This is a genomic window from Enterococcus sp. DIV0421, assembly GCF_051713745.1.
Taxonomy (GTDB): Bacteria; Bacillota; Bacilli; order Lactobacillales; family Enterococcaceae; genus Enterococcus_D; species Enterococcus_D casseliflavus.
Window position 1 is genome coordinate 589,104 of the sequence record NZ_JBIOQM010000002.1, and the last position, 21,858, is coordinate 610,961.

A 21,858-nucleotide genomic window follows, 5' to 3' on the forward strand; every position below is an offset into this window, starting at 1 on the left:
TTTTACGATTTTTTTGATAGAATAGACAGAAGCTTTTATACATAAAAATAGTTGCCAGATCGAAAGGAGAACGTTGATGGAAACACTTATCAAAAAAAATCTTGCTTTATTGCTTGGGGTGCTATGGATCTGCATCGCATTAAACTTCTTCCTTTTACCTCACAGCATTGCTTCTGCCGGTGTCGGGTCGATTGGCTACCTCATCGAAACTGGCTGGTCGATCAATCGCCATATCGTTGTCTGGGGGATTAATTTATTGATGCTGGCGTTGGCATTTTTGCTTTTAAAGCGAGAGGTCTTTGTCAATACGGTTATCGGTAGTTTGGCATTTCCCGTTCTTCTGGCGCTTTTACCAGAGATCATGCTCTTGCGTTTTTATTCCGTTTCCTTGATTTTAGGTAGTTTCTTCTTTAGCTTCGGTATTTTTTCACTTTACAAAATCGGTGCTTCCAATGGTGGGGTCACGATTCCGCCGCTGATTTTGGAAAAATACTATGGCATTCGAAAATCTAGTGGTGTCTTCTTAACCAATCTGATCATCATCTTGTTGAATCTCCTGATTTTTTCTTGGCAAGAAGCACTTATTTCCGCTTTCTCTATCTATTTGATTGCCTTTTTCATGCGCTTCTTTATGCGGATCGAGCAAAAAACACAGGCAAAAAAAGCAGTGAACGTTCAAGAAACAGCAGAACTAGAATAAACTAGCAGAAGCAAACCATCGGTGCAACAGGTAGTGACCCCCAAGAGTTAGACGAAACGTCTACCTATAGGAGGTCAGTACAACATTTGCACCGATGGTTTTTTAATAGTTTCTTTTTCTCAAAACAGCAATAGCCCCCTCTAGGCAGCTGATGATCAATAAGCAACTCAGCAGCAGCGCTGGCAGCAGTTCCCCTAGTTTGATTTGGTCGGTTAAGTAGTTAGGAAATTGGCTGGAAAGGGAATAAGGATTCCAGTTTGTTACTTGACTCCATAGGTTGCCTAACATGCCCATCAGATAACAGACGCCAATAAACAACAAACCTTGATAGATACTTTTAGCAAAGCTGGAACCTAGCAGCAGGATGCTGATTGCTAATAAACCAAACAGCCAATAGCTGAACAATGCGCTAGGGACTTGGGCAGCGCTGGAGTCATCGAAATAGATCAAGGTATAAAAAGCACTGACACTGGCACTTAGGAGGTAGCTCAAAGACCACAGAATCGTTAAATAGCCAGCTTTGGCACAGACGATCGTCGTTTTCGGTAATCCTTTCGTAATCAGCTGAATAAAGGTTCCTTGGGCTATTTCGGCAGAGAGCGTATCCGTAAAAAGAACTACAAATACCAACAGACCAATCGTTCCAATGTTGCTGTAAAACTGCAGCCATGCATCGATCGCAGTCGGATCAGCAATCGTGATCTCAATCGATTCTGGCATCATACTGGCCATCAAATCGGGCATGATTTTCGCGCTAAAGGGAGAGAGCATACCAATCAGCGCAAACATAATCAAACAAATCAGCAATTTTTTGCTGCGAAGACCGCCGAGAAATTCTTTCTTTAAGAAAACAAGAAACACCTTCATTTGATCACCTCCAAATAAATCGCCTCTAAAGTCGGTTCGATCCGTTGAAAGGATTCAGGTACTATCTGTTGTTCATTGAGCAATCGCAGCAACTGCTTTCCAACATTCGTGTCGGCAGTTTCGTCGATCAGTAATTGATTGTTCTTTCTTTCTGCCGCAATGCCGTGGGATGCTAACAGATTGGCAAATTTCGAATGGTCACCTTCGTTGGTAAAGACAATCCCAAAGGCGGTTTTTCGATAACGTTTTTTTAAGGAATCCATCGTTTCAAACGCCTGGATCTGACCTTTGTGCAAAATCGCAATGTAATCTGACAGTTGCTCGACATCTGCGAGAATATGGGATGAAAAAAGAACTGTCGTTTCTTCTTTGATTTTAGCCAATACATCAAGAAAGGCCTTGCGACCTAAAGGATCGAGTGCAGAGGTCGGCTCATCACAAATCAAGATAGCTGGTCGGTTGATCAATGCTTGAGCTAATCCAAGACGCTGCTTCATGCCGCGAGAAAAGCCAGCGATTTTTTGTTTCGAAGCTTCCAGGCCTACCAATTCTAAGACCTCCATCACCCGCTGAGGCTGAAAAGGTTCTTGATTGGGCTGGATCTTTCCGCAAAAAGTCAAATATTCTACAGCTGTCATAAACTAGTAAAACTGCGGTACATCTGGTAAATAGCCGATCCAGCGATTGGTCTTGGCTGAGCCGAATTGCACCACTTCGCCGCAAACGGTGATTTCGCCTTCATCAATGGGGAGCAATCCTAAAATCGCCTTCATGGTCGTTGTTTTGCCAGCGCCGTTTTCCCCGACAAACCCCACGACGCTGCCCTTTGGAACCGAAAAGGTTAGGTCTTGCAGCACTTGTTTGCGCCCAAAACGCTTGGATAAATGGTTGATCTCGATCATCTTCATTGTTGGTCCTCTTTTCCGAAAGCAAAATAAAGGATAGGACCGATCAGGCTAACAAAACAGGCGATGATAAGCCAAAGAATGCGGGAGCCGAATTTAAACTGTTCTTGTTTTAAAATATCGCGAACCGCCAAGACGATCAAGACCAATTGCAAAACAATCAAGGGGATCAGTACGGGCAAATAATCAGACATATTTTCTGGTATATTTAGTGAAACACTATTCATGTGAAGCCCTCCTTTGTGGCTCATTTTCTTGTTCGGACAGTTTTTGCAGCTGCTGAAATAATTCTTCAAATAGTGGTTGCTTCAGATAAGGTTCAAATAATGGTGTGAACTGCGCGATTTCGAGAAATTGTTTTTTGACATTGTCTGAGTTCCGCGGGATCTGACTACCTAATTCTAATTCGCTGATCCACTCATCGATGCTGTTGAAATAATCGTCTCCTTTCAAAACGATTTCCTCAGGCGTGTCTGCTAATGTTTTCACATACAGCGTTAATGCTTGCAGCAATAAGCTTTCTTTTCCCAAAGCGGCAAAAGAAACCATCCCAGCGGCTAGAAAATTCAGTAAAGAAAGGGGATGCAGCTGGGCCAGTTGGAAGCTCTCGCTGAGTGCCAGCCCACGTGCAAAGGTTTTTTCCAGTTGCTCCTCGTCTTGTGTGAGCATTGCCAAATAATTTGTCAGTAAGCTCATAAAAAGAATCAAGTATTGATAAATCGCACTTTGCGTCACAATCTCAGCTTGCTGCAACTGATTTTTTTGCTGAAATGCGGCGGCAATCAACGGTTCGCTAGGTAAGAAAGAGAGCGTTTTCGTGCCAAGGATCGCCAAGACCTCATCGGGCTTGTTTCTCATCAGCAGACAATAGGCTTCGATTTGTTGCGCTTGTTGTGCCAACGCATTGTCACCATGCGCAATGATCCGTTGATAAAGGATTTCTGCTTCTTTCAAATAGGTAGTTTTCTTCGCTTCCATCAAGGCTTCTTCAGAGGGGTGCCCTTCTGTGCTATCTGCTACAGGGACATCTGGCAAAAGATCCCAATGATTTAAGTAAAATGAGCCCATCTGTAACAAGAACGGGTAACAAGAGTAATACCGTTTGGTAAAACTTTGTGCCAGCGCGAGGACTTCGCTTGGTGTTTTTGTTTGAAAGGCGTCTTTTAGTAATTGATAGATTCGCTGGATCTCTTTAGGAGATAGCTGCGAGTCCAAAATCAATAATTCATCGACGCTGCAATCAAAATACGCTGCTAATAAGGGCAGCGAGGTGATATCTGGATAAGACTGTCCCGTTTCCCATTTCGAAACGGATGCTTTGGACACATTCATAAACACTGCTAATTCTTGCTGGGTAATACCTCGTTGTTTTCTTCTCCGAGCGATTTCCTCGCCAATTGGTAAGTCCATAGTGCACCTCCGATAGGTTTGTTTGGTATACTTCTATCATAAGAGGATAAGAGATGACTTACAATGGATTGCTAGTTAATTTTTGGTTGATTTAATTAACTACAAGTTGATTATAAGGCGAAGTATTCCAACTTTTGGGAAAGAGATGATCGTAAATGAGAGGTAGAAAAATGAAAGTTGTAGCAGCGATCGATTCCTTCAAAGGAAGTGCCACTTCCGCAGAACTAAATCAAGCGGTCTTAAGCGGGTTTTCAGACCAGTGGGAAACACGCAGTATCCCAATCGCTGATGGGGGAGAAGGGTCAATGGCAGCAGTCATTGCTGCGCTGGGAGGCAATTACGAAACGGTTTCAGTGACCGCTCCATTAGGCGGTAAGTTGCAAGCCCGTATGTTGGTCACCAAAATCAAGGAAGAAAAAATTGCCCTGATTGAATCTGCAGAAGTGATTGGGTTGCAACTCGTGGAACCTAGTGACGAGACCACCCGCAATAGCTCTTCTTTTGGTTTAGGCCAAATGGTCTTAGCAGCTTGCAGGCAAGGAGTGAAAAAAATTTACCTGACCCTTGGCGGTAGCGGCACTTCTGATGGGGGCGTAGGCTTTTTACTTGCGCTAGGAGCAACCATTCAAAGAAACGAGCGGATGGAAAACAATCCTTTGCTGCAAGCAGAATCTCTGGCGCTCAGCCAGTTGAACCCTCTGCTTGCACAAATTGACCTGTTTGCATTGGCCGATGTAACGAATCCCTATTTTGGCAATCAGGGATTTGCGCAGGTTTTTGGTCCGCAAAAAGGGGCATCCCAAGAAACGATCCAGCAGTTGGATCAGCAGGCAAAGCGCTTGGCTGAGCACATCAAGCGGACCACGGGGATCGATCTGGAAGTCCCTGGCGCTGGTGCTGCAGGTGGGCTTGGTGGTGCTGTTCGTTTGGCAGGTGGTCAATTGGTTCCAGGATTTGCGACGATCGCTTCATTGATTGGATTTGAGGAAAAAATCAAAGAAGCAGATTTGTTGATCACGGGTGAAGGACGCATCGATGGGCAAACCGCTGGGGGAAAAGTACCCTATGGCGTCGCGTTGCTCGCCCACAAACATCAGGTCCCGGTTGTTGCCATCTGCGGCTCCCGAAGCGACGATCTAGGAAAACTGCCGCAACTACTATCTGCCGTCTTTTGTATCCAGCAAGGTCCGATTTCGTTGACAGAAGCGATGGAGAAAAAGCGAACCTTAGTGAATGCTCAACAGACTGCTCAAGCCATCGCTGGTTTTGTGGAGCAGTGGCAAAAAAAGACTGAATCAGACGCTTCAAATAGGACTGAATAAGAAGATAACACCAAAAAAACTTCGTATTGGCTACTGCCTTTTGTACGAAGTTTTTTTGGTGTTTTTCTCTGTGCTTAAGCCAAGGTAGCTTGTGCATCAATCTCTACTTTAAATTCAGGGGCAACCAAGCCGGCAACGATGACGAGACTCATGGCTGGTTTGTTTTCTGCCAAAATAGTTGTAAACGCCGTACGGACAGCAGCTAAGTATGCAGCATCTGTTAAAAAGACGGTCATTTTGACCACTGATGACCAAGTCAACTGATTGGCTGATAGAAGCTGTTCGATCTTTTTCAAAACGATGGTTGTTTGCTCTTGCGGGTCCTCAGGTGTGGCTCCGTCTTGCGACGGCGTTTGACCAGAAATGAAAAGAAAAGGTCCTTGAGCGATTTTTGTATCGGTATAGATTGCCATTTCTTTGGCTCCTTTCGTCTATCTTGCCTTTGGATGATGGGACAGATAGAAATTGATTGGGTGTGTCCTAGTTTACTTGATTCCACCTGCAAAAACAATCAACGGACGTTTTCAGTTGGTTGTGTGAAGCCACGCGACCAAGCCGCTCTTCCCCTTTAAGAAAAGCACTCATTTTTTTCAGGCCCCGCTGAAATTATCGCCAGAATTTTATGGTTTCAATGTCTTATACTATGTTCAGATCAAATAAATAAACAAGGAGGAAAAAAATATGAATTGGTACAAAAACACAACAGAAGAACTTTTACACACGTTGCAAACAACACGGCAGGGCCTTTCCTCCGAAGAACGCAACCAGCGTTTAGCAAAGCAAGGTGAAAATAAAATTACTGAGGCAGCGCAGATCCCCACATGGAAGAAAGTCGGCAAGCACTTTACCGACTTACTGATGTTGGTCTTGATCGTCGCAGCCGTCTTAAAAGGGATTTCTGGTGATTATATCGAAAGCGGCATTATTATGGCGGTCGTCGTCATCAATGGATTCGTCGGCTACTGGCAAGAGCGTAAAGCCCAAGAATCACTGGATGGATTGAAGCAGTTCATGGGGCAAGAAGCAACGATTTATGTTCACGGCCGCAAGAAGAAAATTGCTGTTTCTTCCTTAGTAAATGGAGATTTAGTCGTTTTAGGACCAGGAGATGTTGTACCAGCAGATATGCGCTTGATCGAAACCCATGATCTTGTGATTGAAGAGTCGATTTTAACTGGCGAATCTGAGCCTGTTCAAAAAATGACCGAGCCTATTACTCAAGAAAGTACAATTGGTGACCAGCGGAACATGGCGTTTTCTGGTACCCATGTAGAAAGCGGAACTGCCAGCGGGATCGTCGTTGAAACAGGCGACGATACACAAATCGGCCAGATCAATCAAGCAATTCAGTCTGTGAAAGCGCAAGAAACCCCGTTGATCAAAAAAATGAAGCAATTGAATCACCAAATCTTTAAAGGCATTATCGGATTAGTGGTTTTCTTGATCTTCTTTACTACCTTCCGCTACGGCTTTGATCTTGATCTCTTGTTCTCATCAGGTATCGCCTTAGTGGTAGCGATGATTCCTGAGGGCTTGCCAGCCGTGCTGACCATGATTTTATCGATGGGTGTCAAGGAAATGTCTGAGGAGCAAGCAATCATCAAAACGATGCCATCAGTGGAGACACTAGGTGCCATGACGGTGATTTGTTCAGACAAAACAGGAACCTTGACCAAAAATGAAATGACGGTCGTCGATGTTTTAGTTGAGTCAAACGTGGATAAAGCAACGGTGCTTGATATCATGGCAAATTGTCAAGACTTGAAGCAAGACGAAGGACAAAAGGCTGCGGATCTCGTTGGGAACCCAACCGAAAAAGCCTTGTTACAATACGCAGAATCAGCGCAGCAACCATTGCGTAAAACAGTCGATAAGATTCCTTTTAGTTCCTCTTACAAGTACATGGCAACACGCCATCAAAATCAAGAAGAGCCGAATGCCTCGGTAGTTTTTGTCAAAGGTGCGCCCGAAGTGTTGCTTGAGAAAAGCCAACTGACTTCAGATCAAAAGCAATGGTGGTTAGATGAAAGTGCAAAATTAGCAGCGAAAGGGCAGCGGCTGATCGGCTTTGCGCATCTGACGCTGTCGGCACAGGAGTCCTTGTCCCACGAAGGGCTAACCAATTTAACCTTTGTCGGGATCGCTGGTATCATTGATCCTCCGAAAGACAGTGCCATCAAAGCGGTAAAAGAGTGCTTGCAAGCGGGCATCCAAGTCAAAATGATCACAGGAGACCATGGCAAGACCGCTCAAGCCATCGGCAAGCAAATTGGCTTGAAGCACACGAATCACGTGTTGGAAGGGCTAGAAATCGATCTGTTGTCGGAGGAAGAATTGCAGCAAGCAGTTCAAAAGACAGACATCTTTGCTCGAACGACCCCTGAGCATAAATTACGGATCGTTAGTGCTTTGCAGGCGAATGAAGAGATCGTCGGAATGACCGGTGATGGCGTAAACGATGCACCAGCGCTGAAAAAAGCCGATATTGGGATCGCTATGGGGATCAAAGGCAGTGAAGTAACCAAGCAAGCAGCCGATATGGTTTTGGCAGACGATAATTTTCATACGATCGCCAATGCCGTCCGAGTGGGTCGTCGAATCTACGATAATTTGAAGAAAACCATCAACTTCTTCTTACCAACTGCGGTTGCCCAAGGATTGATCGTTATTGCGGCACTCTTGTTGAACCGACCACTGCCACTGACACCTGTCCAAATTTTATGGGTAAATATGGTGACAACGATCACGCTTTCTTACGCACTCGGTTTTGAAAAGGCAAGTGCGGATGTCATGAATCGACCACCACGGCCAATCAAAGAAGGCATCTTGTCTTGGTACAGCTTGTTCCGCATCTTCTACGTCTCGCTGTTGATCATGATTCCTTCTTACGTCTTAGCGGTTCAATTTGAGGGAACGGTCCTTCAGCAAAGTATGCTACTGCAAAGTATCGTCTTTGCCCAAGCGGTCTACTTGTTGAACTGTCGTGAGCTGGTCAAGCCAGCCTTGAATCGCCAACTGTTTGCCAACCGAGCGCTATTCGTTTCTCTTTCACTGCTGATCGTATTACAGGCAGCGATTTTCCTAACCCCTCTAGGACACCAGCTTTTAGGGATCGGTTCTTTGACCTTGATGCAGCAGTTGAGTATCGCTGCTAACGGCGCACTCCTTTTCGCAGTCGTTGAGGGTGAGAAATTTATTACGAATAAGCTGCAAGGACGGCAAAAAGCCGCTCCAGTGAAGCAGTAGCGGCAGCTTGATGATTCTAGCGATAGCTTAAATAATAGGTTTGGATGAGCTCAGTCACTTGATTGAGCTCATTTTTCGTTGGTACCATCGATAAGTAAAAAACTGGAACAGATACTTCCTCTAAAGGGAAATTTGAGAGAATAAAATCAACCTCGATTTCCGCCAACGCTTCTAGTTGACCAGGCTCGATCGCCGATAAAAGGATGCGGGCACCGAGGAAGTCATTCAATTCTTGCAGGAGATAAGCTTTCCAGGCAGGCTCACCTTGGAAAACAAAATACCCTTTTGCGCGAATGGGATTGATCTGTAAAATCGCTTGTTGGATCAGTAAGGTGGTGGTTGACCATAATGGAAAACTCATTTCCGATTGACTGGCTGTTTGCTCTTCTAAAAAGTCATGGATCGTCGCTTCGATCGATAGCGAATAGGGTTGATTTAACCGTTGGATCTCGTGAAATTCGAGCCCGAACAATTCTGAGAGCTTGGCTGACTCTTGCGATTTGATCAAAAGCAACAGTAGATTCTCAATCAGTTGTGTATCACTAGCTAAAGACAACTGCAACAAGCGGTCTAGTTTTCCAACAAAATGGGTCGTTTTCTGATAAATGGTTTGGTAGGATTCAAGGGTTGCTTGGATCGTTGCGGACCAGTCGTTATTGTAGTTCCAACTTTCTAAGAAGCAGTAGAAGCTAAAGAAGTGTTCGCTGCGTTCTAAATAAACGCCTTCTTTTTGATACAGCTGGCTTAATGGCTGTTGGAAAAGGCTATAAAGGGGATCGTCCCCCTGAAATTCAAAGGAATCAATACGGCAATTGGCTTTGATGCGAATCGTATTGATAAAAAACCAGCAGGTACCGTAGATTTGTTCCACTTCGATCTGCAGCTTGGCTTTTGCTAAGCGATCCAAGAAATGATAATAGTGAGACTCATGAATCGTATATTCCTCAAAAAAGTAATTGTTATGGGTGTATGGCAGTAACAGGCGATGAAAAAAAACACGGATGTTGATCTCACTTCCTTCAAAGCGGATCATGCGATTGGTGATCCGAATCCGCAACGAAAAATCAGTGAGACTTTTGTTTAATTTTGTCACATGTCGTCGCAAGGTCTCATAGGATGTCCCTGTTTGGCTAAGAATATCTTGCGTACGGAGTTCGCTGGAAAAAAGCAATGCTTTCATCAAAGAAACACCGATCGATTGAGGGAAAAACGTTTCCCAGAGCTGACTCATCAACAATGGCCCATCATGGGTCAGAGCAAAGCCACTACTGGCAGCATCGATCTGCCAACCATCAGGCAATTGTTGGCGAATATAGGTTAGATCGGAAAAAACGGTTCGCTCCGTCGTATCGATCAATTTTGCTAGTTGCTTGGCAGTGATCATTTTGTGATTCGCCAGTTGTTCCAAGAGAAGGATCTGACGTAATAAATCCTTCTCCGTAATGATTTTTTTCATCATCCCATCCATGACAAAAACTTCCTTTCCGAGTCTTGAAGGTCAAAAGAGTCACATTGACTGTTTTGATGAAAGACAACTCTTTCGTGTTCTTTTTGATTTTATACGAAAAAGACAAGTTTTGCTATTTCCAATTCACTGGATGATGTTTTTTTTATTAAAAAAGATGGGATCGGCAACCTTCTGAGTAACTGTCTAAAGGAATGCGTTTGTTTTATGTGTTTTAACGGTTAGAGGTCTATCATGTGTTCGTATTTCTTCATTCGCAAATACATAGAATAACTTTCTTTCGACAATTTTATTTTTGAGGAAAAAAGACTCTTTTTGCGAGAGGCGTAGAGTTTTCGATGGAGCGCAGAATTGATGATCCATTCAATTTCTGCTTGTTCTTCCTCGGATAATTCGACTTTTTTCTCATTGGATTGAATGAGAGAGTAAGTAAATTCTAAGCAGCTCATTTTATAAATAAAGGTGGAAAAATATAATTTGTCTATGTGCATTTAATCACCCTTTCTTACATTCGGTTCAATCATATAGAAGAATATTTCAAATAACAATTCTGTTTTTTCATGATGTTATGAAAATTTTGGAAAAATGTCGATTTTTTGGCAAAATTATAGCAAAGTTTTCACTCTTTGATCTTCACGTAAGGGTTATAAAAAAACGAATATTATTTAAATAGAGTAGCAGCTATAATTAAGTACGCTGAAAGAAGTGAAGGAGATTTTTGTCCTAAAGAATGTCTTTTTATTTTGGTTAAGGCAACCCATTGTAGGTTGTTTTCTTGTATTGTCAAAAGGAGACAAAAAAAGAAAATTCGCTTTTTTCTGTTGACAGATCAGCAAAAGCCACGTAATATAGCTACCAATAACTAGTAAAGACCAAACAAAAGAGAAGTATGAGGACGTTCGTCTTGCAGAGAGCTGATGGTGGTGTAAATCAGCAGATTGACGCTTCAGAAATGGACTTTTGTGTCGAAAGGCTGAAATCAGTAGGCTTTTTTCGGGATCTCCCGTTACAGAGAACGATCGTTGATAGACGATCTAGAGAACCAATTGAGGTGGCACCGTGAGTAATCGCCCTCATGCAGACGAGTTTGTTTGCATGAGGGCTTTTTTGTTTTTCTTGCCCTTCAACCAATAGAAAAATAAACGTAAAATCAAACTAAGAGAAGTACTTGAGTCTTTTTTGGTTACAGAAAGTCGGCGGTGATGAGAGTCCGATACCAAGAAATCAAGGAAATGGCCTTAGCCGATCATTTTTTGAACCCTTTTTTTGGCAGTAGGAAAATGCGGGAACTCCCGTTATAGAGGAAGACCGTTGTTAGACGGTTGATAGAGAAGAAGTTGTTTTTTTAGGCAACTTTCAATTGAGGTGGTACCGCGGTCATTCGCCCTCAAGCAGACGTTTTTATGATGTTTGCTTGAGGGCTTTTTGTTTACAAAGAAAGGAGCAGCTTATGTATCGAATGGAACGAATCAACAGCGATTGTTTGACACCTGTCTCAGTGTTTTTACGGATTCAAGGGGCGCATAAATGTTTACTGGAAAGTATTCCCAGAGAAGAAGATACGGGACGCTATTCGATCCTCACCTTTGATCCTGTTCAGAAACTGACCTTTAAGGATGGTGTTTTTCAAGTGGAGGATCTTTTGGAAAAAACGGTCAACAAGTATCCCTGTCAGGACCCTTTAAAAGAAATGGAACGGTATGTAGTCAAAAAAGAAACCACCGCTTTACCGAATCTGCCGTTGCAAAGTGGGGCGATCGGGTATGCGGGCTATGATATCGCAGCTTGCTATGAAGATATTGGACAACTGCCCGCAGATGAATTGCAGGTGCCTGATATGGCCTTTTGGCTTTTTGAAACCTTTCTCGTTCTGGACCATCAAAGGGAAACCTTGACGATCATCCTTGAAAATTGCTACAGCCAAAGGGGGACCGCCGAGATGAAGCAGGTACTCCAAGCGGTGCAGCAGCAATTAAGGACACCGGTCGCAGCTGAGACCCGTGGGTTATCGAATGAAAAGCTGCATTTTACAAGTAATGTTACCCAACATGCCTATGAAACGATCGTTCGTGAGGCAAAAGCCCGAATTACGGCAGGGGATATGTTTCAAGTGGTTCCTTCCCAACGTCTGCAAGCAGCATTTACACAAGATCCTTTTGACTATTACCGAAAACTGCGAGTGACGAATCCGTCTGCCTACCTCTATTATCTTGATTTCGATCACGGATTCAAAGTGATCGGCAGTTCACCTGAAAGCTTGATTCGGGTTCAAGGAACAACGATCACCACAAATCCAATCGCTGGTACCCGCAAACGAGGGGCAACCAAAGCAGAAGACGAAGCTTTGGCGGCGGAACTATTAGCAGATGAAAAAGAACGTGCAGAGCACCAAATGCTGATCGATCTGGGGCGCAATGATTTGGGACGAATCGCTGAACATGGCACGGTTCATGTTCCTTTATACATGGTGATCGAGAAATACCGCTATGTCATGCATATCGTTTCGGTGGTGGCTGCCAAGCGCAGAGCAGGTGTGACGGCAATGGATGCCTTGAAAGCAACCCTGCCAGCAGGCACGGTCAGCGGGGCACCAAAGATTCGTGCCATGACTCGCATCTATCAATGGGAAGCTGTTCGAAGAGGGGTCTATGCGGGAGCCGTTGGGTATTTTTCTCGAAACGATCAAGCGGATTTTGCCATCGGGATTCGGACAATGGTTTTGAAAGACGCGATCGCTTATGTCCAGGCAGGGGCGGGTGTCGTTTATGATTCTGATCCCTCATCTGAATACCACGAAACCTTACACAAAGCCAAAGCACTATTGGAGGTGTCAGCCAATGATCTTACTCGTCGATAACTATGATTCGTTTACTTACAATCTTCTCCAGCTCTGTCCAGAAGAAACAGTCGTCTTGCGAAATGATGATCCAGACCTTTTCCTTGTTGCTGAAGAAGCAGATGGCATCATTTTTTCCCCCGGACCAGGACGTCCCGCAGAGGCAGGATTCATGATTCCTTTGATCAAAACATATCACAATAGCAAGCCGCTTCTAGGGATCTGCTTAGGTCATCAAGCCATTGGAGAAGCGTTTGGTGCCAAAGTGGTCCAAGCACCAGCCATTATGCACGGCAAGCAATCGAGCCTTACGTATCAGAAAAAAGGTGTATTCGAAACCTACCTAGGAGACATGACTGTCATGCGCTATCACTCGCTGGTTATTGAGCCAGCGACCCTTCCTGCACAATTTGAGGTATTGGCTGAAACAAAAGGGATCATCATGGCGATCCAGCATCGACAAAAGCCGATCGTAGGCCTTCAATTCCACCCTGAATCAATGGGGACAAACGAAGGGGCGTTTTTTATCCAACGGTTTCTTGAACTCATTTCAGAGAAATCAGCAAAAAGCAGCAAATGAAAAAGGAGGAACAAGTTTGAAAAAAATACGGATTAATTCGTTTACTAAGTTACAGAAAAAAGACCGCACAAAAATAAGAGGTTCAACGGTTATTTATCGGTCTATACCAAATTAAACAACTTGAAACCCGTGGCTTTTTGCAAATTGAACTGCTTCTTGAATTGACAGTTTTTTATTTGGAGCGACATATTCTTGATAGTGATAAAGAGCGGGGTTGTATACCTCATCTTTTTTGAGAATATGATAGATTGCCACAAGTAACCGACGAGCAATCGCAATTATTGCTTTCTTGTGCCCTCTACGCTTTTTAAGTTGTAGATATTTGTTTCGATGTTCGGGATTTTTTTCAGATTTCACCACGGCATTCGCTACTTCAACAAGCAAAGGTTTGAGATAGCGACCACCTTTAGATATCCGAGTCGAATACTTTTTACCAGCACTTTCGTTATTGGCAGGAACGACTCCCGCCCAAGAACAAAGATGACCAGCAGTAGGGAATTGGTTCATATCGATACCGATTTCTGAAATGACACGTAGCGCTGTTAACGGGTTTTTAAATCCAGGAACGGATTGAATCAACTCTTGTTGGTGAGAGTATTCTTTACCTAATTCAGTAATCATCTCTTCGAGATCATTTTTGCATAGGGTAATCGCGTCATAGTGAGCTTTGATCACACGCAGTTTTTCTGCTTGTTCCTCAGATAGCTCGCCATCCATCGAGAGTTCTAACTCATCAACAGAGGCTTTCATACGACGATGGATAAGCGAAGCAATATCCGGTTTCTCCTCTGGATTATCCAGTACACTTTGAATGATCTTTTGAGCTGATTTTCCAAATACGTCGGAAACCACACTCGCAATTTGGAGATTTGACCAAGTGAGACTGTTCTGATATCTATTTTTTTCACTGGTTTGAAGGTATGTTAATTTCATTCGATAGCGAAACAAGTCCCGCAGCTGACGAATTTTCGCAGGAGGAATAAAGCTTCCTGCAATTAAGTCATGTTTGTATAAGTCCGCAATCCATTGGGCGTCTTTCTTGTCTGTTTTTTTCCCTCGAATTGCCTTGACGTACTTTGGGTGAGCTAAACAGATGTCCATTTCGTCCTCAAGGACGTTATAGATAGGAATCCAATATTTCCCAGTTGACTCTAAACAAACATGAAAACAAGAGTGGAACTCAAGCCATTTTTTCAGCTCTTTCAACCCGTTCGTAAACGTTGAAAAGCGACGGCGCTTGTATTGAGTAATCCCTTCGCTGTCAGTGATTGCGATCACAGCGATAACGAACTGTTTGTGGACATCGATGCCACAACAATTTGGGTACACGATTTTTAACATCGTGAGAAACTCCCTTCATAGATTTTAGAAGAAGAACTGTATAGGGACTGCGAGGCTCTACACAAACGAGTCGCTTATCCAAAAATAAGTTTACGTGCTCTTTGTCACAGTTAGTTGTGCTTGAAAAGCCAAGCTACACATATATTTATACAAGGTCGAAAAGTGTGTCTTCGCACTTACTCACCTCCCCGTGATTTGTAGTGTATACAGGCTTCTTCAAGAAAAGTTTACTACAAGAGAAATAGGTTCCGCTAGGAACACAACACTTTTTCATTCGGTGTTGTGCCTTGAGCGGAATCGCGAAAGGAATGATTATATTTATGGAAGCAGTCAAAATACAGCAGCCGCAGCAAATCACCCAGCAGCTTTTTAATGGCAGTCATTTAAGTTATCAGGAGATGCGCCACTTTGCTCAAGGAATTTTAAGCGGGATGTTTTCAGAAAGTCAATTGGGGGCAGCGTTAGTTGCGATGAAGATCAACGGCATCACAGCCGTCGAATTGACCGCTTTAGCGGAAATCATGTTAGAGCATGCCGTTGCGATCCCTTATGAAGGAGGAGACGCCATGGACAATTGCGGTACTGGCGGCGACCACTCCAATAGTTTTAATGTCTCCACTACGGCGGCCTTCGTGTTAGCAGCTGGGGGAATCACGATGGCAAAACACGGCAATCGCAGTATCTCTAGTCGTTCAGGCAGTGCCGATGTCTTAGCCTGCTTGGGGGTATCGATCCAAGCATCACCAGAAAAAATCGCTGAGCTATTAACGACTGTCGGCATCGCGTTTCTCTTCGCTCCCTCGTTGCATCCCGGCATGAAAGCAGTGATGAAGATACGGCAAGAATTAGCAACGCCAACGATTTTTAATCTATTAGGCCCCTTGATCAATCCTGTTCCGTTGACTACGCAACTGATTGGGACTTACGCAGGCGAGAGCTTGGCCGACACCGCTCAGGCGTTAGGCAGTCTTGGTCGGCAAAGAGCAATGGTGATCCATGGATGCAACGGAATGGATGAAGCCAATTTGGCAGGTGAAACTGCGATCAGCTTTTATCAAGGAGGAGAGGTAGCCAATTTTTCTTTGGATCCACAAGCGTACGGCTTTACGCCAGCGCCGATCGAGGCGATCGTCGGCGGGGATGCCGCTCAAAATGCGGCGATCTTAACTGCGGTGTTGAAAAATCAACCCTCCGTTTATCTAGAAACGGTGGTCTTAAATGCAGGGTTAGGTTTTTACGCTAACGGCAAAGCCGCCACGATAGCGGAAGGGTTTGCGATGGCACGGGCGTGTATCGCTTCGGGCGCCGCCTATGACAAACTGCAGGAGTTGATCCGCCAGTCAAATAGTCAATAATTACGAAAGCTGTAAGGAGGAGAATCATGGATTTTTTAGAAACGATCATCCAGAAAAAAGTTGAAGAAGTTGCCGCGATGCCACAAGAAACCGAAAAGGTCGTAGCGAAACGCCCATCATTTTATCAGCAAGTCAAGGACCGACCACAAAAGATGCACCTCATTGCTGAAATCAAGCGAGCTTCACCTTCAAAAGGAGACATTAATCAAGCGATCGACCCAGTCACGCAAGCGCAAGCTTATGAAGCCGCGGGTGTCAGCGGGATTTCCGTTTTGACCGACCAGCAATTTTTCAAAGGCTCGCTGGCAGATCTTGAAGCAGTCAGTAAGGCTGTTTCGGTGCCTATACTATGCAAAGACTTCATTATCGACAAAAAACAATTGATTCGCGCCAAGAATGCGGGTGCCAGTATCGTTTTATTGATCGTGGCTGCGTTAGAGCCAGCCCGTTTCGTCGCGCTGTATCAAGAAGCCGAAGCACTAGGGTTGGAAGTACTCGTTGAGACTCATAATGCGGCTGAATTTCAACAAGCCCAAGCATTAGGTGCCAAAATCATCGGCGTCAACAATCGTGACCTAAAAACTTTTGACGTTTCCTTGGATGTCAGTGTTGCTTTAGCACCTCAGCCGTCAGAGGCGGTTTACATCAGTGAATCTGGTATTCGAACGGCCGCAGATGTGCTGCAGCTTGCACCGTTTTATCATGGAGTCCTCGTTGGAGAAACGTTGATGAGGAGCAATCGAATTGTTGAAACAGCGGCAGATTTGCAGGTGAGCCGTCGATGACCAAAGTGAAAATTTGTGGACTCACCGAACGCCTGCATGTCGAAACTGCCATCAATGCAGGAGCAGATTACCTTGGCTTTGTTTTTGCCGAAAGCCGTCGGAGAATCGATCCGACCCAAGTCCGCAAGATAACGGAGCAAGTTCCCGAAAATGTAGGAAAAGTCGGGGTTTTCGTTTCTCCAAGTGTTGAAGAAGTGCAAGCGGCAATTCAAACCGCCCAATTGACAGCGATTCAGCTCCATGGAAAGGTTCTGCCATCTTTGCAAACAGCCATTCAGAAGGGCGTTTTTGCTCATCAAAAGATCGCAGTGCTCCAAGCCTTTGATGGAGAAGCAGAAACTTTAAAGCAAGATTTCCTGAGCTGCGATGCAGATTTTGGTTTATTGGACGCTCCAGTAAGAGATCACCCTTATGCTGGCGGCAACGGCCAGTCCTTTGATTGGCAAAAAGCGGCGAGAGAACCGTTGCCGTTGTCTGAGCGATTTTTTATTGCTGGCGGGTTGCACGCGGAAAATGTAGAAGAGGCGATCCAGCTTTTTAGGCCTTATGCTGTCGATGTTTCTTCAGGCGTTGAAACCCAGGGCAAGAAAGACAGTCGGAAAATCGAACAATTTATTCATTTAGTAAAGGAGAAAAAAAGATGACTCAGTATCCCACAAAAACAGGATTTTATGGTTCTTTTGGCGGACAGTTTGTGCCAGAGACATTGATGTATGCAGTCAAGCAATTGGAAACTGTCTATCGTGAAGCACAAACGGACGCAAGTTTTCAAGCTGAATTACAGGAATATTTACAAGAGTATGTAGGAAGAGAGACCCCCCTTTATCATGCACAGCGCTTGTCGCAACACTTAGGCGGTGCCAAAATTTATCTGAAGCGAGAAGATTTGAATCATACGGGTGCCCATAAAATCAATAATGCACTTGGCCAAGTCTTATTAGCAAAACGGATGGGGAAAAAGAAAGTGGTAGCAGAGACCGGTGCTGGGCAGCATGGCGTCGCCACAGCAACTGCGGCCGCGTTGTTCGGTATGGAATGCACGATTTTTATGGGCGCGGTAGATGTTCAGCGGCAAGCACTAAACGTCTTTCGAATGGAATTGTTGGGATCAAAAGTGGTTTCAGTCACATCAGGCAATCAGACATTGAAAGATGCTGTCAATGAAGCGCTGCGCTACTGGGTCGCAACCGTCGAGGACACTCATTACGTGATGGGTTCGGTACTCGGTCCGCATCCTTTTCCAGAGATCGTTCGAGATTTTCAAAGTGTGATTGGCAGTGAGACACGGCGGCAACTATTAGAAAAAGAAGGACAACTGCCAACGACAGTCGTTGCGTGTGTTGGCGGCGGCAGCAATGCGATGGGAATGTTTTACCCTTTCATCAACGATCAAACCGTTCGTTTGATTGGCGTTGAAGCAGCTGGAAAAGGCGTGGATACTACCGAGCATGCGGCGACTTTAACGAAAGGCAGTATCGGTATTTTACATGGTACCAAAATGCATTTGCTGCAAGACGATGATGGGCAAGTGATTGAACCCTATTCGATTTCAGCTGGTTTGGATTACCCAGGGGTCGGTCCCGAGCATTCTTACTTGAAGGAAATTGCGCGTGCGGAGTATTTCGCGGTCACTGATGAAGAAGCTGTTGACGCCTTTTATCTCTTGTCTCAAATCGAAGGCATTATTCCCGCTTTGGAAAGTGCTCATGCCGTTGCCTATGCTTTAAAGTTAGCGCCAACGATGACAGCAGAAGAGCGCTTAGTGATCTGTTTGTCTGGACGAGGGGACAAAGATGTTCAACAAATCAAAGATCGGAAAGGGGAAGCGAAATGACCAGCAAAACATTGACGATGAAACTAAAAGAGCGCCAAAAACAAGGCAAGCCTTTGTTTGTACCTTATATCATGGCGGGTGCCAACGGACTGGAACGCCTGCCAGCAGAAATCGAACTGTTGACGACACATGGCGCAGCCGCCATTGAAATCGGCGTGCCCTTTTCAGACCCAGTCGCAGATGGAGCGGTCATCCAAGCAGCTGGAATGCAGGCATTAGCCAATGGCACCACTTTAAAAAAGATCATTGCTGCGCTGCAAACGATCCATTCTGAAGTTCCACTGGTATTGATGGGGTATGCCAATTCATTCTTTCATTATGGGATTGAACAGTTAGCAAATGAGTTAAAAACGACAAATGTGAAAGGGTTGATTATTCCAGATTTGCCTTTTGAACATCGATCGCTAGTAACGCCTACGTTTGATGCGGCGGATCTCGCGCTGCTCACACTGGTCTCTTTGACCAGTCCTCCAGACAGAATTCAGACGCTGATCGAAGAAGCGGAAGGATTCGTTTATGCTGTGACAGTGAACGGTGTCACTGGAGAAGATCGCCAATACAACGAACAGCTGGATCAGCATTTGCAAGCCATTTCGGAAAAAAGTCCGATTCCTGTACTAGCTGGTTTCGGGGTCTCGACCCACGCAGACGTGCAGCGCTTTGCCCGAGTGTGCGATGGGGTAGTGATCGGTTCAAAAATCGTAGCAGCCTTACAGAACGAGCCACTGCCTAAAGTCAGTGAGCTGTTAGCAGAACTTGTTGGTATTTCATAGAAAATCAATGTGAAGGAAAGAACCCGAGTTGGGTTCTTTTTTTTATGAGAAAACTAGTATTCGAGATACTGATGGGCTGCTATGGAAAAAGAACACGCTGTGTGAAGAGAAAAAAAAGGCTGATGGAAGATCAGCCTAAATTGTTGTGATTATGCCAGTGTATCGGTGTCGATGGTGACTGTCTCGCAAAAATGCCCTCTGCCCCCAACGTAAACACGTTGGATTTCCTTTTGTGAGTTCGTAGCGAGTTTAACAAAGATTTCAGAAGGTTCACCTAAGTTGCTGCCTTGCTCAAAGCGATACACTTCTTTTTCGAGAGCACACTTTTGATACAAGAAGCAAGCCAAAGCGGCATTGGAAGTTCCTGTGGCAGATTCTTCATTGATGTCAAACAACGGGGCAAAGTTACGGCAAACGATTCGTTCTTTTTCCATTGCATATAAGTGCATGCCAACTACTTGTTGCAGCGCACTTACTTTTTTTATTTCCTCAAAATCAGGTACAATATGCTGCAACTGGGCCGTTGTTTTGATTGGAACAAGGATATCCTTTAATCCAGTAGAAACGATTTGAATAGGAATTTGATCGTTGATAGCATTGGTATCGAAACAGTCAGCTAATTGTTCTAGTGAAAGGACATCTGAAAACAGCGGTTTGTTCTGTTCCATGAAAATGACACCGTCTTTGATGGTGATCGACAAACGTCCGGCGTTGGTGTCGATGCGATACTGTGGCTTGGAAAGTTTGTTCAAATATGACAATAGAGCAAAGGAGGCAATTGTTGCATGTCCGCATAAGTCAACTTCTTCTTTTGGCGTAAAATAGTCAAATCTGAAATCGGCCTGCGGGGATTTCGATAAAAAAGCTGTTTCTGAAAAGCCTAACTCTTTTGCGATGGCTAACTTTTGTTGTGGTGTAAGGGGCTGTTCCAGCAAAACGACTCCAGCCTTGTTGCCACCTGTTTGATTTTTACTAAACCCGCTTGCGATATATGCCGTTATCTCCATAGGACACCTGCTTTCTTTATTCTTGTCAAGCATAGCATAATTTTTGCAGGGGGAGGATAAGAAAACGGATTGGTTGAGCGTGTTATACTGAAGGTACGACAGAGGAGGGACTTTATGAAGAAAGGGAAGGTAATTGTAGTCAGTGGTGTTACAGCGTCGGGCAAAACGACATTGGTTCGTGAATTGAGTAGATTGGCAGATGGAATAGTGATCTCCTTTGATGATTATAGTATCGATGCATTGCCCTCAGCACCATCTTTTGATTATTTTTTACAAGATCCCCGCGCAGCGATCAATCAATATGACATCAGTCTGCTACTAAAAGATCTGAAGAGAGCGATGAGCATTCAACCAATCATTTTTGTAGACTTTCCCTTCGGATATGAGCACCAAGATTTGCGTCAGTTGATCGATACGGTGATTTATTTGAAAACACCACTAGATATTGCTTTTGCTCGTCAGATTAACCGGGATTATACGAACGAATCAAAAGAAGCGATTTTGATTTGGGCAGATACTTATCTTTCCTATGCAAGGGAGCTATTTGTTTTACACGAACAGATCATTGCTGAAACAGCCGACTATGTACTGGATGGTGCTCGACCAGCTGATCAGCTAGCAGAACAAGTAAAGTATTATCAAGTATTTTAAGAAGCGCTTTTAAGCAAGATTTAGTCTACTGAGTTTTGTTTAAACTCCCTTACTATCTGTTTCAAAGGTCAAAAATGCCGCTGCTTCCTCTAAAGAGAGCGCTGCTCCATGGAATGTGGGCCACGCATTGATACCGTCACATTTTTTTCTCGGAATCAAGTGAAGATGAAAGTGAGGGACTGATTGACCCGCTGCTTGATTTGCTGCGCTTAGCAAATTAATCCCATCAAATCCTAAGCGAGTGACACAATGATCTGCTATTTTTTGAACCGTTTGAATGAGGTGAGCAAGAAGAACGGGGTCGCAGTCTAAAATACTGGTGTAATGTTTTTTAGGAATAACCAGCATATGATAATCCACGTCTTTGGCATGATCAAGGAAGGCGCAAACACTGTCATCTTCATAGATTACATGGCTTTTTATTTTTCCAGAGACGATACGGCAAAAAGGACATTCTTCCATCAAAATTCCTCCTATGGAATAAATTTTGTTAGTTGTGTTCGAGAAGTATAATATCTAAAAACGTGAAGCTACTGGATTATGGGAACCCATAAACGAGCTTTACAATTAAGCCGCTCTTTGAGAGGATAATATCATATTTATTTAGCAGTTAAAACTATACGTGATAATTAATGATGTTTTAGATAATTAGTTAATAGGTTGTTTGCAAAAGAAAAGCACCGTGCTGCTGATTTGTGGTAAAAGTGACGTTTGAAAAAAGTGGCTTTTAAAAAATTTGTCAAAAAAAATCGCTAGGAATCAAGATTCCTAACGACTTGCT

General features: G+C 44.2%; 19 protein-coding genes, 1 pseudogene and 2 other annotated features. Of the genes and pseudogenes, 11 read left to right on the forward strand and 9 right to left on the reverse strand.

All coding sequences use genetic code 11. The annotated features are described in order from the left end of the window. The first annotated feature begins 76 nt into the window (after nucleotides 1-76). Nucleotides 77-700: a YitT family protein gene (locus tag IGI96_RS13850; RefSeq protein ID WP_144808501.1), complete on the forward strand. Its 624-nt coding sequence runs from the start codon at nucleotides 77-79 to the stop codon at nucleotides 698-700. Between the two features lie 102 nt (nucleotides 701-802). Here the strand turns inward: IGI96_RS13850 and IGI96_RS13855 are convergent, their stop codons facing one another. From IGI96_RS13855 to IGI96_RS13870, 4 genes and pseudogenes are all read right to left on the reverse strand, one after another. After that, nucleotides 803-1,567 (reverse strand): ABC transporter permease subunit, encoded by a 765-nt coding sequence (locus IGI96_RS13855; protein WP_375838623.1) that lies wholly within the window; start codon nucleotides 1,565-1,567, stop codon nucleotides 803-805. Continuing rightward, nucleotides 1,564-2,475 (reverse strand): annotated as a pseudogene (locus tag IGI96_RS13860) (ATP-binding cassette domain-containing protein). The gene IGI96_RS13855 and the pseudogene IGI96_RS13860 overlap by 4 nt, the downstream one beginning before the upstream one ends. Continuing rightward, the gene (locus tag IGI96_RS13865; RefSeq protein ID WP_115232206.1) at nucleotides 2,472-2,699 is read right to left on the reverse strand and encodes a PLD nuclease N-terminal domain-containing protein; all 228 of its coding nucleotides are present in this window, start codon (nucleotides 2,697-2,699) and stop codon (nucleotides 2,472-2,474) included. Before IGI96_RS13865 ends, IGI96_RS13860 begins: the two are co-directional and overlap by 4 nt. Beyond that, nucleotides 2,692-3,882 (reverse strand): helix-turn-helix domain-containing protein, encoded by a 1,191-nt coding sequence (locus tag IGI96_RS13870; RefSeq protein ID WP_087627298.1) that lies wholly within the window; start codon nucleotides 3,880-3,882, stop codon nucleotides 2,692-2,694. The genes IGI96_RS13865 and IGI96_RS13870 overlap by 8 nt, the downstream gene beginning before the upstream one ends. Before the next feature lie 170 nt (nucleotides 3,883-4,052). Between IGI96_RS13870 and IGI96_RS13875 the strand changes: the two genes are divergently transcribed. Continuing rightward, complete coding sequence (locus IGI96_RS13875; RefSeq protein ID WP_005225729.1) at nucleotides 4,053-5,204, forward strand: glycerate kinase family protein; 1,152 nt, start codon at nucleotides 4,053-4,055, stop codon at nucleotides 5,202-5,204. A gap of 74 nt (nucleotides 5,205-5,278) precedes the next feature. On the opposite strand, the gene IGI96_RS13880 is transcribed toward IGI96_RS13875, so the two are convergent. After that, complete coding sequence (locus tag IGI96_RS13880; RefSeq protein ID WP_005225730.1) at nucleotides 5,279-5,617, reverse strand: RidA family protein; 339 nt, start codon at nucleotides 5,615-5,617, stop codon at nucleotides 5,279-5,281. Nucleotides 5,618-5,885: 268 nt separating this feature from the next. Between IGI96_RS13880 and IGI96_RS13885 the strand changes: the two genes are divergently transcribed. Continuing rightward, on the forward strand, nucleotides 5,886-8,450 hold the full coding sequence (locus IGI96_RS13885) for an HAD-IC family P-type ATPase (RefSeq protein ID WP_123833876.1): 2,565 nt from the start codon (nucleotides 5,886-5,888) through the stop codon (nucleotides 8,448-8,450). 16 nt (nucleotides 8,451-8,466) lie between these two features. Here IGI96_RS13885 and IGI96_RS13890 read toward each other — a convergent pair whose 3' ends face one another. Beyond that, nucleotides 8,467-9,918, reverse strand: coding sequence for a helix-turn-helix domain-containing protein (locus tag IGI96_RS13890; protein WP_375818875.1), 1,452 nt, complete (start codon nucleotides 9,916-9,918; stop codon nucleotides 8,467-8,469). A gap of 862 nt (nucleotides 9,919-10,780) precedes the next feature. After that, nucleotides 10,781-10,993 (forward strand) — a binding site (T-box leader). A 66-nt stretch (nucleotides 10,994-11,059) separates the two neighbouring features. Then, nucleotides 11,060-11,307 (forward strand) — a binding site (T-box leader). Between the two features lie 58 nt (nucleotides 11,308-11,365). Here IGI96_RS13890 and trpE point away from each other — a divergent pair. Further along, nucleotides 11,366-12,772 (forward strand): anthranilate synthase component I, encoded by a 1,407-nt coding sequence (gene trpE, locus IGI96_RS13895; protein ID WP_034858051.1) that lies wholly within the window; start codon nucleotides 11,366-11,368, stop codon nucleotides 12,770-12,772. Then, entirely contained in the window at nucleotides 12,753-13,331 is a 579-nt protein-coding gene (locus tag IGI96_RS13900) for an anthranilate synthase component II (RefSeq protein WP_016610323.1), read from the forward strand. Before trpE ends, IGI96_RS13900 begins: the two co-directional genes overlap by 20 nt. 111 nt (nucleotides 13,332-13,442) lie before the next feature. Here IGI96_RS13900 and IGI96_RS13905 read toward each other — a convergent pair whose 3' ends face one another. Beyond that, nucleotides 13,443-14,672, reverse strand: coding sequence for an IS110 family transposase (locus IGI96_RS13905; RefSeq protein ID WP_438785009.1), 1,230 nt, complete (start codon nucleotides 14,670-14,672; stop codon nucleotides 13,443-13,445). 320 nt (nucleotides 14,673-14,992) lie between these two features. Between IGI96_RS13905 and trpD the strand changes: the two genes are divergently transcribed. From trpD to trpA, 5 genes are read left to right on the forward strand one after another with little or no spacing between them, the layout of a single operon-like run. Then, nucleotides 14,993-16,027 (forward strand): anthranilate phosphoribosyltransferase, encoded by a 1,035-nt coding sequence (gene trpD / locus IGI96_RS13910; protein ID WP_375838622.1) that lies wholly within the window; start codon nucleotides 14,993-14,995, stop codon nucleotides 16,025-16,027. 26 nt (nucleotides 16,028-16,053) lie between these two features. Next, nucleotides 16,054-16,812: an indole-3-glycerol phosphate synthase TrpC gene (gene trpC / locus IGI96_RS13915; RefSeq protein ID WP_375826327.1), complete on the forward strand. Its 759-nt coding sequence runs from the start codon at nucleotides 16,054-16,056 to the stop codon at nucleotides 16,810-16,812. Further along, complete coding sequence (locus tag IGI96_RS13920) at nucleotides 16,809-17,456, forward strand: phosphoribosylanthranilate isomerase (protein ID WP_375838621.1); 648 nt, start codon at nucleotides 16,809-16,811, stop codon at nucleotides 17,454-17,456. Before trpC ends, IGI96_RS13920 begins: the two co-directional genes overlap by 4 nt. Continuing rightward, nucleotides 17,453-18,646 carry a tryptophan synthase subunit beta gene (gene trpB, locus IGI96_RS13925; protein WP_438785227.1) on the forward strand — a complete coding sequence of 398 codons (1,194 nt, stop codon included), beginning with the start codon at nucleotides 17,453-17,455 and terminating at the stop codon, nucleotides 18,644-18,646. The genes IGI96_RS13920 and trpB overlap by 4 nt, the downstream gene beginning before the upstream one ends. Next, nucleotides 18,643-19,419 (forward strand): tryptophan synthase subunit alpha, encoded by a 777-nt coding sequence (trpA, locus tag IGI96_RS13930; protein WP_005225741.1) that lies wholly within the window; start codon nucleotides 18,643-18,645, stop codon nucleotides 19,417-19,419. The genes trpB and trpA overlap by 4 nt, the downstream gene beginning before the upstream one ends. 149 nt (nucleotides 19,420-19,568) lie before the next feature. On the opposite strand, the gene IGI96_RS13935 is transcribed toward trpA, so the two are convergent. Further along, entirely contained in the window at nucleotides 19,569-20,426 is an 858-nt protein-coding gene (locus IGI96_RS13935; protein WP_375838620.1) for a PhzF family phenazine biosynthesis protein, read from the reverse strand. A 114-nt stretch (nucleotides 20,427-20,540) separates the two neighbouring features. Here IGI96_RS13935 and IGI96_RS13940 point away from each other — a divergent pair, with 114 nt between their 5' ends. After that, nucleotides 20,541-21,077, forward strand: a complete 537-nt coding sequence (locus IGI96_RS13940; protein WP_086338360.1) for an AAA family ATPase — start codon at nucleotides 20,541-20,543, stop codon at nucleotides 21,075-21,077. Between the two features lie 39 nt (nucleotides 21,078-21,116). Here the strand turns inward: IGI96_RS13940 and IGI96_RS13945 are convergent, their stop codons facing one another. Continuing rightward, entirely contained in the window at nucleotides 21,117-21,539 is a 423-nt protein-coding gene (locus tag IGI96_RS13945; RefSeq protein ID WP_086338359.1) for an HIT family protein, read from the reverse strand. Nucleotides 21,540-21,858: the final 319 nt, after the last annotated feature.

Coding starts and splice junctions, on each gene's coding strand:
- trpB (WP_438785227.1), top strand. CDS start 17,453: ATGACTCAGTATCCCACAAAAACAGGATTTTATGGTTCTTTTGGCGGA.
- trpA (WP_005225741.1), top strand. CDS start 18,643: ATGACCAGCAAAACATTGACGATGAAACTAAAAGAGCGCCAAAAACAA.
- IGI96_RS13850 (WP_144808501.1), top strand. CDS start 77: ATGGAAACACTTATCAAAAAAAATCTTGCTTTATTGCTTGGGGTGCTA.
- trpC (WP_375826327.1), top strand. CDS start 16,054: ATGGATTTTTTAGAAACGATCATCCAGAAAAAAGTTGAAGAAGTTGCC.
- IGI96_RS13855 (WP_375838623.1), bottom strand. CDS start 1,567: ATGAAGGTGTTTCTTGTTTTCTTAAAGAAAGAATTTCTCGGCGGTCTT.
- trpE (WP_034858051.1), top strand. CDS start 11,366: ATGTATCGAATGGAACGAATCAACAGCGATTGTTTGACACCTGTCTCA.
- IGI96_RS13885 (WP_123833876.1), top strand. CDS start 5,886: ATGAATTGGTACAAAAACACAACAGAAGAACTTTTACACACGTTGCAA.
- IGI96_RS13890 (WP_375818875.1), bottom strand. CDS start 9,918: ATGGATGGGATGATGAAAAAAATCATTACGGAGAAGGATTTATTACGT.
- IGI96_RS13880 (WP_005225730.1), bottom strand. CDS start 5,617: ATGGCAATCTATACCGATACAAAAATCGCTCAAGGACCTTTTCTTTTC.
- IGI96_RS13940 (WP_086338360.1), top strand. CDS start 20,541: ATGAAGAAAGGGAAGGTAATTGTAGTCAGTGGTGTTACAGCGTCGGGC.
- IGI96_RS13900 (WP_016610323.1), top strand. CDS start 12,753: ATGATCTTACTCGTCGATAACTATGATTCGTTTACTTACAATCTTCTC.
- trpD (WP_375838622.1), top strand. CDS start 14,993: ATGGAAGCAGTCAAAATACAGCAGCCGCAGCAAATCACCCAGCAGCTT.
- IGI96_RS13920 (WP_375838621.1), top strand. CDS start 16,809: ATGACCAAAGTGAAAATTTGTGGACTCACCGAACGCCTGCATGTCGAA.
- IGI96_RS13875 (WP_005225729.1), top strand. CDS start 4,053: ATGAAAGTTGTAGCAGCGATCGATTCCTTCAAAGGAAGTGCCACTTCC.
- IGI96_RS13865 (WP_115232206.1), bottom strand. CDS start 2,699: ATGAATAGTGTTTCACTAAATATACCAGAAAATATGTCTGATTATTTG.
- IGI96_RS13945 (WP_086338359.1), bottom strand. CDS start 21,539: ATGGAAGAATGTCCTTTTTGCCGTATCGTCTCTGGAAAAATAAAAAGC.
- IGI96_RS13905 (WP_438785009.1), bottom strand. CDS start 14,672: ATGTTAAAAATCGTGTACCCAAATTGTTGTGGCATCGATGTCCACAAA.
- IGI96_RS13870 (WP_087627298.1), bottom strand. CDS start 3,882: ATGGACTTACCAATTGGCGAGGAAATCGCTCGGAGAAGAAAACAACGA.
- IGI96_RS13935 (WP_375838620.1), bottom strand. CDS start 20,426: ATGGAGATAACGGCATATATCGCAAGCGGGTTTAGTAAAAATCAAACA.